Source organism: Microcoleus sp. T2B6, from assembly GCF_036700475.1.
Classification (GTDB): domain Bacteria; phylum Cyanobacteriota; class Cyanobacteriia; order Cyanobacteriales; family Microcoleaceae; genus Microcoleus.
This window is the reverse complement of record NZ_JAUBOZ010000128.1, coordinates 1-14,207: the sequence shown is the minus strand read 5'-3', so window position 1 is coordinate 14,207 and position 14,207 is coordinate 1. Positions and strand designations below refer to the sequence as shown.

General features: G+C 46.1%; 11 protein-coding genes. 7 read left to right on the top strand and 4 right to left on the bottom strand.

All coding sequences use genetic code 11. The features are described from left to right. Positions 1-330, bottom strand: a 330-nt coding sequence (locus tag QUA00_RS32435) for a hypothetical protein (protein WP_333412530.1), incomplete at its 3' end; no start/stop codon positions are given. 130 nt (positions 331-460) lie between these two features. On the opposite strand from QUA00_RS32435, the gene QUA00_RS32430 reads away from it, so the two are divergent. Continuing rightward, on the top strand, positions 461-1,132 hold the full coding sequence (locus QUA00_RS32430; RefSeq protein ID WP_333412529.1) for an SOS response-associated peptidase: 672 nt from the start codon (positions 461-463) through the stop codon (positions 1,130-1,132). Between the two features lie 150 nt (positions 1,133-1,282). Further along, positions 1,283-1,669, top strand: coding sequence for a VOC family protein (locus QUA00_RS32425; protein WP_333287095.1), 387 nt, complete (start codon positions 1,283-1,285; stop codon positions 1,667-1,669). Between the two features lie 120 nt (positions 1,670-1,789). Here the strand turns inward: QUA00_RS32425 and QUA00_RS32420 are convergent, their stop codons facing one another. Next, positions 1,790-2,407, bottom strand: coding sequence for a CP12 domain-containing protein (locus QUA00_RS32420; protein WP_333143433.1), 618 nt, complete (start codon positions 2,405-2,407; stop codon positions 1,790-1,792). 495 nt (positions 2,408-2,902) lie between these two features. On the opposite strand from QUA00_RS32420, the gene glpX reads away from it, so the two are divergent. The 3 genes from glpX to QUA00_RS32405 all read left to right on the top strand — a co-directional run bounded on the left by glpX (position 2,903) and on the right by QUA00_RS32405 (position 8,574). Continuing rightward, positions 2,903-3,940 (top strand): class II fructose-bisphosphatase, encoded by a 1,038-nt coding sequence (glpX, locus tag QUA00_RS32415; RefSeq protein WP_333143434.1) that lies wholly within the window; start codon positions 2,903-2,905, stop codon positions 3,938-3,940. 145 nt (positions 3,941-4,085) lie between these two features. Next, positions 4,086-5,378: a glutamyl-tRNA reductase gene (locus QUA00_RS32410; RefSeq protein ID WP_333143435.1), complete on the top strand. Its 1,293-nt coding sequence runs from the start codon at positions 4,086-4,088 to the stop codon at positions 5,376-5,378. A 187-nt stretch (positions 5,379-5,565) separates the two neighbouring features. After that, complete coding sequence (locus QUA00_RS32405; RefSeq protein WP_333412525.1) at positions 5,566-8,574, top strand: UPF0182 family protein; 3,009 nt, start codon at positions 5,566-5,568, stop codon at positions 8,572-8,574. Positions 8,575-8,743: 169 nt separating this feature from the next. On the opposite strand, the gene QUA00_RS32400 is transcribed toward QUA00_RS32405, so the two are convergent. Continuing rightward, a complete protein-coding gene (locus QUA00_RS32400; RefSeq protein ID WP_333412523.1) occupies positions 8,744-9,694 on the bottom strand; it encodes a hypothetical protein in 951 nt (316 codons plus the stop codon). 240 nt (positions 9,695-9,934) lie between these two features. Beyond that, complete coding sequence (locus tag QUA00_RS32395; RefSeq protein ID WP_445305777.1) at positions 9,935-11,461, bottom strand: site-2 protease family protein; 1,527 nt, start codon at positions 11,459-11,461, stop codon at positions 9,935-9,937. A 603-nt stretch (positions 11,462-12,064) separates the two neighbouring features. Here QUA00_RS32395 and QUA00_RS32390 point away from each other — a divergent pair. Beyond that, a complete protein-coding gene (locus QUA00_RS32390; protein ID WP_333143439.1) occupies positions 12,065-13,498 on the top strand; it encodes a hypothetical protein in 1,434 nt (477 codons plus the stop codon). A gap of 231 nt (positions 13,499-13,729) precedes the next feature. After that, positions 13,730-14,146: a hypothetical protein gene (locus QUA00_RS32385; RefSeq protein ID WP_333412519.1), complete on the top strand. Its 417-nt coding sequence runs from the start codon at positions 13,730-13,732 to the stop codon at positions 14,144-14,146. Positions 14,147-14,207 lie beyond the last annotated feature (61 nt).

Genomic DNA, 14,207 nt, shown 5'->3' with positions numbered 1-14,207 from the left:
GAACAGGCAAGATGCCTGTTCCACAAAGAATGAATTTTCTTGTGGGGTATCCCGCAAGAACAGGCAAGATGCCTGTTCCACAAAGAATGAATTTTCTTGTGGGGTATCCCGCAAGAACAGGCAAGATGCCTGTTTCACAAAGAATGAATTTTCTTGTGGGGTGTCTCGCAAGAACAGGCAAGATGCCTGTTCCACAAAGAATGAATTTTCTTGTGGGGTGGGCGTCTCGCCCGCCCGGTTTAGTCCGACAATCCGACAGGGGTTTTTAACCCCTGTCTCATAGTTAAAGTCCTCTAAAAGAGGACTAAAATAGATAGATATGGAGCTCATATTTCCAGTCGGTTTTAACCGACTTTAGCTTTGAGGCAGGGGTTTAAACCCCTGCCGGACTGCCAGATTACCCGACGAATGCCGGACTGCCGGAATAAGAAAAAACCGCGTTAATACCAACTATAAAATTATGTGTGGACGATACACTTTAACTACTTCAGGTCAAATCATCGCCGAATTCTTCAAACTGTCGCAAGTTCCCGACATCAAACCGCGATACAATATCGCCCCAACTCAATCAGTTGCCACAGTAACAGTTGAACCAGAAAAAATGCAGCGACAGTTCCAATTTATGCGCTGGGGTTTAATTCCCAGTTGGGCAAAAGATATGAAAATGGGCAGCAAGATGATTAACGCGCGATCGGAAACTGTAGCCGAAAAACCTGCTTTTCGCAGCGCCATCAAGCACAGGCGATGTTTGATAGTCGCTGACGGTTTCTACGAATGGCAACAGCAGGGAAAGAACAAACAGCCTTACTATTTTCAAAAGGCAGATGGCGAACCTTTTGCTTTTGCCGGTTTGTGGGAAAAGTGGGAATCTCCAGAAAAAGAAAACATTGTATCTTGCAGTATAATTACTACCGCTGCTAACGAAACAGTGCAGCCGCTGCACGATCGAATGCCTGTGATTCTCCCCGACAGCGATTGGGAACAGTGGCTAGATCCTTCTGTTAAAAATGCTCAGGAAGTTTTGCCCTTGTTAAAGCCCTATGCTTCCGAAGCGATGAAAGCAAAGGCCGTAAGTGCGATCGTCAACAGTCCAAGTAGAGACAGTCCCGAATGTATTAGCGATCGGCAATAAATCATTGCAGCGGACAAAACCGAGATAGTTTGAGTTATCATGTAAAATGATGTTTGAGTTGTAGCTTGGGTTTTCTCAAGATCAGTTTAACTCAGTTGTTATTTGCTCAAACATTTTTTAAACCTTAACATCAGTTAGAAGACAAAAAATATGATCGGATACGTTACACTAGGTACCAACGATATTGAAAGTGCAGCCAAGTTTTATGATGCTTTGCTTGCTGAAATTGGCGCTCGACGATTCATAGAATTCGACCAATTTATCGCATGGGGTCTTTCTCCAGAGCTACCAGCACTTGCTATTACAAAACCCTATGATGGTAACACAGCAACTGTTGGCAATGGAGTAATGATAGCTCTTAAAGTTGACAGTCCCGAAAAAGTCAACTTAGTTTATAACAAAGCGATCGAACTTGGGGCTAAGGATGAAGGAGCCGCAGGACCAAGAGGCGTGTTGCCGGGGTTTTATGCGGGATATTTTCGGGATCTTGAGGGGAACAAGCTGAACGTGTTTTGTATGCCTGGGCCAAACACTTAATCTTTTTGTTTTTCGTGAATATCGAAGAAAAAAAGCTATTTCCGATCGTTAGCTATTAGTTATCAATCCCTAAATAAGAGTTGATAACTAATAACTAATGGCTAATGACTAATAACTAAATTAGCTATCGTACATCCGCGCTTCAGCAGCCTCGGGATTTTCCTCGCAATACTCGTCAAAAGCCGTTTTTTCAAGCTTCATCGATCGCTGGTGAGAAGCCTCTGCCTGCATTTCTTCTACAATATCCCACGCTACCGCGCACTCTCTAGAGGTAGCGCCTTTTTCGGCACAGATAGTTCTGGCATCCGCGATCGCCTGTTCGATTTGTTCCTCAAATAAAACACTCTTCGGCTTCTCAAGAAAATCGCTTTTTGTCAATATATCCGTGACCGAAATAATGCCCACTAGCTCGTCCTTAATCACCGGCGCCCGGCGGATGCGGGTATTGGCGAACAACCTCGCCACGTATTCCACGCCCAAGTCGGGATTGACCGTAATGCACGGTTTGGTCATAATCTCGAAGACGCGGACTTTTTTCGGGTCTACTCCGTAGGCTGCTACTTTATAGACAATATCCGTTTCTGTCACAATGCCATAGGCATCTTGTTCGTGGCGACGTTCCACAATCAACGCGCGCAAACACAAATCGTTCATCATCGCCACCGCTTCAGCTACCGTTGCTGAACCGCGAATGGTAACAACATCTGTGGTCATAATGTCTTGGGCTTTCATCATCATTGTTTATTCCTTCCCGCTGATAAAGTCTACTGCGTCCCGATTTGGGGCTGTCCATTTGATTTGCGATCATCATTAGGACTTACCCTCACAAACCCGGTTTCTACCAAAATTTTGGGTTTAGTAACGATAAATTCCGGGTTAGCAACCAGGTTTCTGAGAAATCGTGCGATCGCAAACTAATCATAAAACCTTTAACGGCACTCGCGATGACAAGTTGCCTGAAACAGCCGCTCGCTGCCCATGAGCCTCTGGACTCCGCGATTTAGCCCTCAGACGGGGCTAGCGTGCGATCCTCCAAGCAAGAGTGAAGTATTGGGGCGATCGATCTTTGAGCTTGTGGGACTCAGATTTTCCAGCCCCAGTCTCAAAGAAGCAAAAGTTAACACAAACTAACCAACTGCTTGCGCTCGCACAGATCCCCGCCTCTGATAAACTTGATGGCTGGGAGTGCAAAATAGCACAAGGCACGCATCAGCAGTTGGGAGGATCTAGTTCGTGGACAATGTAATCGGTTTAGAGATCATCGAAGTAGTTGAGCAGGCAGCCATCGCCTCCGCTCGCTTGATGGGCAAAGGCGAAAAAGATGAAGCTGACAGAGTGGCTGTAGAAGCCATGCGGGAGCGCATGAACAAAATTCATATGCGCGGCCGCATCGTGATCGGCGAAGGCGAGCGCGATGACGCACCGATGCTTTACATCGGGGAACAAGTAGGTATTTGTACCCGCGAAGATGCCAAAGATGTCTGCAACCTAGATGAATTGATCGAAATTGACATCGCTGTTGACCCCTGCGAAGGTACTAACCTGGTGGCTTACGGTCAAAACGGTTCGATGGCAGTTTTGGCAATTTCTGAAAAAGGTGGTTTGTTTGCGGCACCGGATTTCTACATGAACAAATTGGCTGCTCCGGCGGCTGCTAAGAATCATGTAGATATTCGCAAAACGCCGACTCAAAACCTCAAAATTATCTCTGATTGTCTCGGCCGCGGTGTTGAAGATTTGGTGGTGGTGGTCATGGATCGCCCCCGACACAAAGATTTAATTAATGAAATTCGGGCAGCGGGTGCAAGAGTTCGGCTGATCAGCGACGGCGACGTTTCGGCAGCAATTTCTTGCGCGTTTTCTGGTTCCAACATCCACGCACTTATGGGTATTGGTGCAGCACCGGAAGGTGTGATTTCCGCAGCAGCAATGCGCTGCTTGGGCGGTCACTTCCAAGGGCAGTTAATTTACGATCCGGCTGTTGTAAAAACTGGTTTGATCGGTGAAAGCAAAGAGAGCAATATCGCCCGCCTGAAAGACATGGGCATCACAGACCCAGACAAGATTTACAATGCTGAAGAGCTGGCATCTGGAGAAACAGTTCTGTTTGCAGCTTGCGGGATTACTCCCGGAACGCTGATGAATGGAGTTCGCTTCTTTGGCGGCGGCGCTCGCACTGAAAGTTTGGTAATTTCTTCTCAGTCGAAAACTGCTCGGTTTGTGGATACAATCCATATGTTTGACCAGCCGAAATCTTTGCAATTGAATTAGTGATTAGTTAGGGGTTAACAGTTAAATGTTAACAATTAACAGTTAAATGTTAACAGTCACCGATGATTAGCAATTAGCGATAAACTAAGAACTAATAACAGGTGACTGTTAACAACTAAGAAAGAAATAGTGACAAATCACAGATATGAATATTGCAGTCGTAGGTCTCAGCCACAAAACAGCGCCGGTAGAAGTTCGCGAAAAACTGAGCATTCCAGAACAGAAAGTTGAAGCCGCGATCGCCCAATTGCGCGGCTACCCGCACATTCAAGAGGTTGCCATCCTCAGCACTTGCAACCGCTTAGAGATTTATATTGTTACCAGCGAATCGGAGCCGGGAGTGCGAGAGGTTATTCAGTTCCTTTCAGAATGCAGTAAAGTTTATGTGCAGTCTTTGCGCCCTCACCTGTTTATTTTGCTGCACGAAGATGCGGTGATGCACTTGATGCGAGTGGCTTCTGGCCTCGACAGTTTGGTGCTCGGAGAAGGACAAATTTTGGCTCAGGTAAAACAAACTCACAAACTCGCTCAGCAGTACAAAGGTGTAGGCAGAATTTTAGAGCGCTTGTTCAAGCAAGCTCTCACAGCAGGGAAGCGAGTTCGCACGGAAACTAGCATCGGTACCGGTGCAGTTTCGATTAGTTCGGCGGCGGCAGAATTGGCTCAAATGAAGGGTCAGCATTTAGCAAGCAGCAAAATTGCGATTATCGGTGCTGGCAAAATGTCGCGGCTTTTGGTACAGCATTTGCTCTCAAAAGGAGCTAGCAATATTTCGATCGTTAACCGCTCTGTGCGGGGCGCGCTGGAGTTGGCCGGTCAGTTTAAAGATGCTCAATTGCACCTGTATCAGCTCTCGGAAATGATGCAGGTAATTGCCGCTTCTGATTTGGTTTTTACCAGTACGGCAGCTACCGATCCGCTGTTAAATAAAGCTAAATTGGAAGCGGTTTTAGACCCGAATCGCCCTTTGATGTTGGTGGATATTTCTGTGCCACGCAACATTGACTCAGATGCGAACGAACTCGCTAATGTGCGATCGTTTAATGTAGACGACTTGAAAGCAGTGGTAGCTCAAAACCACGAAAGCCGCCGCAAAATGGCAATGGAAGCTCAGGGCTTGCTGGAACAGGAAGTAGAGGCTTTTGATCTCTGGTGGCGCAGTCTGGAAACTGTTCCTACTATTAGCTGTTTGCGGGATAAGATAGAATTGATTCGGGAACAAGAGTTAGAAAAAGCTTTATCGCGTCTGGGTTCGGAATTTTCGGAGAAACATCAAGATGTGATTGAATCTTTAACCAGGGGGATTGTGAATAAGATTTTGCACGATCCGATGGTACAGTTGCGCGCTCAGCAGGATATTGAGGCGCGGCGGCAAGCGATGCAAACTTTGCAAACACTGTTTAATTTGGATGTGGATGTCAATCAGCAGTACAGCTAGTTTGTCATTAGTCATTGGTCATTAGTCATTAGTCAGTTGACCCGAAAGCAGGAGTCATATTATGTCCGGTAAATTACCATGAATAAAAATGCCTCCAACCCTTGCGGCAAAAGCATCATTCGGGAGGGTAAATTGCTCGAACCTGATATCAGTTATCATTCCACCAATAACTAATGACTAATAACTAATGACTAATAGGCGAATTTATCAAATAATCCTACTGATTGCGGGGCTAGGGCTGGTTGTTGAGTTTGCCTCCCGCATTTCGGCAGAAATTCTCTGGTTTCAGGAAGTTGGATATCTTCAGGTTTTTCTGTTAAAGCTGAAAACTCAAGGGTTGCTGGGGACGATCGCAATTGCTGTTTCTTCTGTCTTTTTGCTGGGAAATTTGGCTTTAGCCCGCCGCCTCCAACATCCCGTAGAGGAAATGAAATCGCCGGTTGCGGAGGCGCTATTCGCTTCACTGAAGGCGAACAAAACTGGGAAGAATTACGAATTACCTGTTGCTAAATCCCAAATAACCTTTTCCTGGCTGCTGTTGGCGGTATTCGGATTGAGTTCGATCGCAGCTTTGACATCAATTTACTGCGGGCTGTTAGCTGCAAGCAGTATCGCCTATTTCGGTATAGCTGACAATTTACCTGCACCGCCCGTGCAGTTGGGAATTGAGTCAATCCAGCATGGGGCGGTGCAGCTATTTTCTCGCTGGTGGCAGTTAGGCTTGCTGCTGGGGACAATGTTAGCTGTGGTAATTAAGCCTGATTTTTGGCTGCGGGCGATCGCCCTTTTTCTCAGTTTGGCGATCGGGCTGATTGCCACCAGTCGCTGGACAAATGTTTTGCAATATTTTCACCCTATTAATTTTAACACAACCGACCCTCTTTTCCATCAAAATATTAGCTTTTATGTATTTATTTTGCCAATCTTAGATTTGCTAGGATTCGGGCTGACAGTTGTATTTTTGTACAGTTTAGTATCTTGTGCTTTAACATATTTGCTATCGGGAAATAGTCTGAGTCAAGGGAGATTTTGGGGGTTTTCTCGATCGCAGCAGCGGCACTTGTACGGGTTGGGTGCAGCTTCCATGCTAGCTGTTGCATTCCGCTACTGGCTGGGGCGCTACGCATTGCTGTATTCGCGGGGAGACGTTACTTACGGGGCGAATTATGCTGACGTAACGGTACGGCTGCCCTGGTATGGATTTTTGAGTTTTTTGGCGGGGGCGATCGCCGTTTTGATGCTGTGGCAAGTTTACCCATTCAAAATAAAACATGAACTCATAAAAAAGATTATTATAGCGTGGCTAACTTTAAGCTTGTTGGGAACTTGGCTGCTGCCAACAATTGTGCAGCAACTCCTAGTTAAACCTAACGAATTAGCAAGGGAAAAGCCCTACATTAAGCGCAGTATTGCCTTTACTCAAGAAGCCTTTGACCTCAACAATATAGAAATAAAAACTTTCGATCCCGCCGGAAAACTTACTTATGCCGACTTAGAAAAAAATAAACTTACTATTAGCAACATCCGGCTGTGGGACAAGCAGCCGCTGCTGCAAACCACCCGACAGTTACAGCAAATTAGACCCTATTATACATTTCCTGATGCCGATATAGAGCGCTACACAATCAAAAATGAAAAAGCAAAAAAGGGAGATTCTGAAAGCCAACAAGTGTTTCTGGCAGCGCGGGAATTAGATTACACGGCAGTTGCCCCCGAAGCTCAAACTTGGGTGAACAAACACCTGATTTACACTCACGGTTACGGCTTTACTCTTTCTCCGGTAAATACAGTCGGTGTCGGCGGTTTACCCGATTATTTCGTCAAAGATATTGGAGTTGCAGCCCAGGAAGGGGAGACGGCTTTGGAAGTAACCAGCGATCGAATTCGGGCCAGTATTCCGATCGGCTACCCGCGAATTTACTACGGCGAAATCACCGATACAGAAGCGATGGCGCCCACAAAAGTCAAAGAATTCGACTATCCCAGCGGCGAAGACAATGTTTACAATACTTACAGCGGTAGGGGCGGAATTGCGATCGGTTCTATGTGGCGGCGCTGGCTGTTTGCTAATTATCTCAAAAATTGGCAAATGGCACTGACGCGCAATTTTACGCCAGAAACTAAATTGCTGTACCGTCGAAATATTAATAAAAGAGTCCGGGCTATAGCTCCTTTTTTGCGCTACGATTCTGACCCGTATTTAGTAGTAGCGAACGCCAATCTTAGCAATGATGATATAGAAAAAGAAAAAGATGAAAATGGCAACGAGATTAAACCTTCACCCTCGGCCACTGATAAATCTCCCAACTATCTTTACTGGATTATCGATGCCTATACAGCGAGCGATCGCTATCCGTATTCTGACCCCGGCAATCATGAGTTTAACTACATCCGCAACTCCGTTAAAGTAGTGATTGATGCCTACAACGGGTCTGTTGACTTCTACGTTGCCAATCCCTCCGATCCGATTATTAACAGTTGGATGGCTATCTTTCCCGGACTATTCAAACCCCTTGACAAAATGCCTCCGGCTCTCCGCAAACATATCAGATATCCTGTAGATTTGCTGAGCATTCAATCAGAACGCTTGCTAACTTATCATATGGAAGACCCGCAAGTATTTTACAATCGGGAGGATTTGTGGCGAGTTCCCAATGAAATTTATGGCAGCGAACAGCAGCCCGTATCACCCTATTATTTGATTATGAAGCTGCCAACTGAAAAAGCCGAAGAATTTATTTTGCTGCTGCCATTTACACCAGTAAGTCGTAACAATTTAATTGCTTGGATTGCAGGGCGATCGGATGGTAGCGAGTACGGAAAATTGCTGCTGTATCTGTTCCCCAAACAGCGATTAGTTTACGGCCCGGAACAAATAGAAGCTTTAATTAACCAAGATCCAGTTATTTCCGAACAAATATCTCTCTGGAATCGCCAGGGATCAAAAGCCATTCAAGGAAACTTATTAGTAATTCCCATTGAACAATCTTTACTGTATGTGGAACCTCTTTACTTAGAAGCCGAACGCAATAGTTTGCCGACTTTAATCAGAGTTATTGCTGCCTACGAAAACCGCATCGTCATGGCCGAAAGTCTTGACTTGGCACTCAAGGCACTTTTTGAGCAACGATCTACTAATAAACCGGTCATTATTCGACCTGTGGAAGGAACAGCACCAGCTTTAAATACTGAATGATATCAATTCCGGTTGCACTCATCATGATTGTTGACTGTTGACTGTTGACTGTTGACTGTGGGTTGTAGAAGGAGGAGTCGAAAAACTGAATGGTTGAGTGTTAAGTGTTGACTCGATTTTATTATTCCGATGCCAGGGGATCAGAAGGTGAAATTTTCAGAAAACCAGATTATTTAGGGTCGATCGACTTAACAAATTGTTGCACAGGCTGTGGTAGAGCCGGCACAAAAGTCTTTCTAAAACCCTTAACATCGAACACTCGCCACAAAATACCTACCGCTACCGTCAAGAAAAATAACGCTCCCAAAAAATTGAACACAGTAGACAGAAAACCGCTGTCCCTTTTTTTCGGAGGTGTAATATGTTTCATGCGATATACAGCCGGCTCGTAATCTCTCGACTCCTCGCGATTGCGGGGCGGCGTTTTGGGCCGCGAACTCGCACTGCGCTTCTGAGTCAAACCCGTTTTATTAGTTTTAGTAAAACTGCTGGGCGACTTTAGCTCAGAAGCGCCGCGGGTTCCCGTTAACTTGCTAGCAGAAGCCCCCGTTTGGCCAACAGCAGCATCCTGAATTCTGCTGTTAGGGCGCTGAGTCGATTTGCGCTCGGCGAGGCTACGCATCAAACTTTGCAATTGCTGAGTCGCCGCCGGCGGGCGTTCCCCTTTCCTCGCCCAATTTAACAGCATCGCCCCGGTAATCCCGCAGAGATTCGTAGCGCCTACAGAAGCCAGCCGCTTCAGCAGAGGCTGGCTATTGGACACAAAAATCACCAATGCCTCCGGGTGTTCCTGAGCCAAACCGTAAACGCACTGAGCCGTCGCCACCACGAGCATTGCTGGCTTGCTTTGATTTTTGATCGAAGGTTCCAGAGCTCGGTGTGTTTCCTGAGCGTCAGTTGCAATCCAGCCACTGTCGGCAAAAAATCGCATAAACTCTCTAGCTACTTGCTCTTGAGCTTTTTCCACCGCTTGCCCTGTCAGACGATCTATTTCGTCGTACACTACTTCCGGGATATAGCAAGTTCCCACCTTGGAATATTCTTGCCACACTTGGGTTCGGCCCGTCATTAAAACATCTGCATCAAAAGTTACCAATACAGGAGGAAGTTGATTAGCCATGACTTTATCCTATAGGCTCAGATAAGTTATTTAAACTTAATCGATCAAGTTTAAACAAATTTTGGGTTATAAAAAAATCAACTTTTGGTAATAGATAAATTGCCCAGGGCGGGGATCTTAATTGGAAATTAGTAGTTAGGAACCCGATCGCCCTTCAGTTCCCACTTCGATCGCTCAATTCCTAGATTCCACTAATTTACCGCAACCCAAGAGCCTATTACCAAAGATGCCCGACTACTGCTAGTTCCCGATTCCCAGACGGCCAGCCAAAGCCGGAGTCAAAGGCAACAGGGCAGCAATCATCAAGAACAAAGCTAGCAAACCCAAAGCCGCGCGAGCGTCGTCAGGCTCAGTCAGCTCGTTGAGGCTCGGCCTCTCCAGATTCCGCTGTAAAATCAGAATCACGATCGCCCAATACAGAGCCAAAGGATTAACTAAAGAAACGATCGCCAGCACCACAAAAGTCGCCAAAGTAGTGCGACTGGCTATTTTCCGACCGTAGATGGCTTGCACGATTCTACCCCCATCCAACTGTCCCGCCGGCATCAAATTAATCGCCGTTATTACCAAGCCCAACCAACCGATAACTACCAGCGGGTGAACGTCAACAATCTGCTGCTGCAACGCCGAACCCAAAACCACTTTTGCCAAAGTTCCCACCAAAACCGAGCCCTTGAAAAATTCTGCGGGAATTTGAAACAAACTGCCGGGGTGAGACAGCAGCAAACCCGTTACCAGCATTAGCACAGAAACTATTCCCCCAGCCGCTGACCCGGCAAAAGCGATGTCAAACAAAACTTTACGGTTGGGCAGCAGCGACTCAAAACGGTCGATCGCGCCAAAACAACCTATCTGCAAAGTTGGTATAAAAAACGGCCAACTCAAGCCAACCTTGTACCGATTTGCCAGCACTCGGCGAGCAATTTCCCCAGAGCCTAAAACCGCCCAAATTCCCGCTGCCATTGGCAAAACTTCTAGATATCTAGCCGGCGAGTTAAAGAAATCGAAACTTAGCAGCAAACCGCCTGTCTCTAAGCTAGTAGCAATTGTTGCCAGCAGCAGCACGACTGCTAGGATTTTTTGAGACACCGTTGTTGGCTGCGGGTCGTTGGTGCTGGGCAAGATAATAACTACGGGCTTCTCGTCCTGATTTTCTACTAAAAATAGGCGGTAGCGATCGTTTAATCTTTCTTCCAAACTTGCCGTCAAACGTGAGTGTACTTGTTCTGGGTCTCCCCGGAGATTGCCTTTCAAGATTACCCCATCTTGATAGGGAATCGTTTCTGTGGCAAAGAAAGTATCAATTCCAAAGATGCCTTTAATTGCCTTGAGGTCTTCCACTGGAACGGGAATAATTTGTAATTCATTATTCGCAGGCGACGAGGTGACGATCTTAATGGTTTCTGGGCCTGGTGTTCCCTGCGAATCAGGGGCCGAGAAAGCATCGCTTTGGGACTTTACCTCAGCAGCATCCGGCCGCGGCAGCACTGTATCAGATGCAGCCTTACGCAATTGCCGGCCCAGATAAATGTACAATCCCGTGGATGCCACTAGCAGCAACAATACCGCCACTAGATTGAGGTAAATTCCGGCGGCGAACAAACCAAAGAACAGCAGCCAGGGACTCATCAGCGCAACAGACTGCAACCAAGCCAAAATTCCCAGTTTGCCAAAAGGTCTGGCGCGATAAAATCCCCAACCCAGAATTCCCAGAGCAACCAATACGAGCGCAATTGTTGCCGTATTTTCCGATGCAACTATAGGCATTCCGGTTGCTTGCGCCAATAGGGGCTTTAATTGGTCGATCGCGCTGCGGTCGAGTAATAGCATTAAATTTTGGGGAACATGAAATAGAGTTGTTGGGAACATATCCAAACCTGTCGGAAACTAGCCTAATTACTAAGGATAACCTCTGAGGGCTACTCGGCCCACAACCTGCTGTTGCTGTTTGAACATCGCAGGAGCTAGGCTATTGACACAATAGACTTTTTATGATACCACATCGGCTGTGGCAAACCTATACTCAGAAGGGTAGCAGTGTCTACCGACAGGATGCCGGGATACCACCTGACCCAGATAGGCAGTGTTTCGCATTTGTTGTGCGAAACAAAATGCGAAACAAATAAGGTTTAAGCCGCTCTCTACTTTTCGGTAAAGAACGGCTCAAAGCGTTGATGCTATTAGGTTTTATCTACGGGTACGGCAGGACTTGAATCAAAGCCTCGCTCTTGAATTACGAATTTCCGTCGTTCTAGCCATTTTTTGCACCCACTCTGAAAGTCCTGTTTTTGATTTGAGCGAACACTGAGCGACTTGCTGTAGGCTGAGTACATCAGTCGAACTCAGCACTATCAGAGTAGGGAGCGAGAGATGAGCGAAAAATCTAATCCTGTCACTGCAAGTACCACCGCAGACTACCTTATTGGCTACGAGCGGATTCTAGACTACTTCCAACAAGCACAGAAAGAATGCCCCAAGGGCGTAGGGCTAAAAAGAGACAGGAAAGCGAGCGGTGGTTACATAACGTTGCAATTCAAGTTAGGTGACAAGCGGGTCAACAAGACTTGTGGGTGCTACCTGACCATGCAAGGTATCACTGATGCTCTGAGGAAAGCTCATCTAGTTGCTAGCGGTTTACAGTCCTTCTCTAGCGAGAGTCGGTTTTTAGCCTGGTATGATGATGTTATTTTGGATAAAAACGTCATCAAAAATGATTTGATAACGTTTGGTCAGGCGATAACAAAAGTAGAGAAAGAATACTGGGATGGACGCACTAAACGCCGTCAACAACGTGACAGGAGTAGTATTAGTCAGCAACGTACTTGGAGTGCCGTTTACGGTGACTACTATAAGCTGTTGCCACAAGATAGGGTCGTAAACCTAACAGATGTTCTGTCCGCAGTTAACGGTAAAAAACAAGGAACCAAGTGCTTTAAAAATTGCTTGTGTGCCATGAAAAAGCTTGCTGAGACTATTGACAGTGCCGACTTATTGGGCAGGCTCAAAGAGATTGACGGTAGACAAACAGAATTTCGTGAAGACCTTCAAACTTTATCGGTTGATGAGTTTTTAAAACTTCGCGAAGTGGTTTTAGATGTTCCCAACAACAAACGATACCATTTGGAATCACGTAGGCGGTGGATGTGGGTATTCTCAATGCAGTTGGTGTATGGCTTTCGAGTTCATGAAGTTTTTGCGATTCAGAATATTGACAAGCCATTTAAGACGAAAGATGGTGTTATTATTCCTGCCTTGAATGAACCGGTAAACAAACAAATGATTGCCGTAGTAGGCGATAAGACTTTACTAGATACTACAACCAAGACGGGCTACAGGTTGTGTATACCCATGCTCCCTCCTACTCATCCTGACTTGATGGAATGTTTAGAAATCAAATCAGGCAACTTGCCTGATGTTAGAACATCGTCAAACAATCCAAAGACGATTAGTGGGCTATACAGTGACCGCGCACAAACTATCTTAAGAAGATGGGACAAAGGCTTTACCCAAACCCACGCTTTACGTCACTTAGCGAATCTCAACGGTCAAATGGCGGGGATGTCTCAGGAGACAAGAGCTAAGAGTTTGGGGCATTCAACACAGATGAATGAAGGTACTTATAAAAAACGAGCCAATACTCAGACAACGATTGATTTACTAACTCAGTCCACAACAGAAGCTATTCCATTGGGTAGTGCAATTGGAGTGCTTAAACAGCTAGGAAGTGATGTGAAAAATGTCAAACTGCTAGCCGCTATTTATGGCATTACGCCCGACGAAGTGATGGAGTTGCTTGCCGAATAATTTGAAACAAAACTTTACACTTCCTGTGTTGACAAGGAAGTGGAAGTCTGCAATCGTGAGTAACTAAGGAAGATTGATGCGCGGTTGACGAGCACTGGAAATGCTAGCCAAACCACGACTTCCCCAAACCGTTCTCTTACAACGTTTGGAGCCTATAAATTATGCCACTTTCAGCCGATTGTCCTAACGGACGATCGCAACTCTTAATGATTGAGTTGACGGGGTTTTGCCATGACTAAACCTACCGTCAGCTACCGTCGCATTGACCAATTAAAGGCGATCGCCTTTGACCGTGGTTTCACCAACGAAGACGCCAGACAGTTTGGGAAACTCAGCAAAACTGCTACATGGGAAGCACTGCTGGAACTGTACCTCGTTGCCGGTGAATCATTTGACACAGTGAATGTAGACACTCTACTAGATACTGTACTAGACACATTGCTAGACACTTTAGACACAACACCTGAACCGCTTGACACAGGTGAAACAGTCGCAAACAGTCGCAAGCAGTCCGACTGTTTGTATACCTTGACGGAACCACTAGACACAGCGCTAGACACTGTAGACATGGAGGGTGTCTACAGTGTCTACACCCTTGATTGGACTAACGACGGTTCATTCCCTGTGTGCGGTTTGGTAGTCCCCTGAAGGAAAGGATCGAGAGAATAAAACTGAATTCAAAGAAAAGTAGGCATTTAGAGTTGTAAAC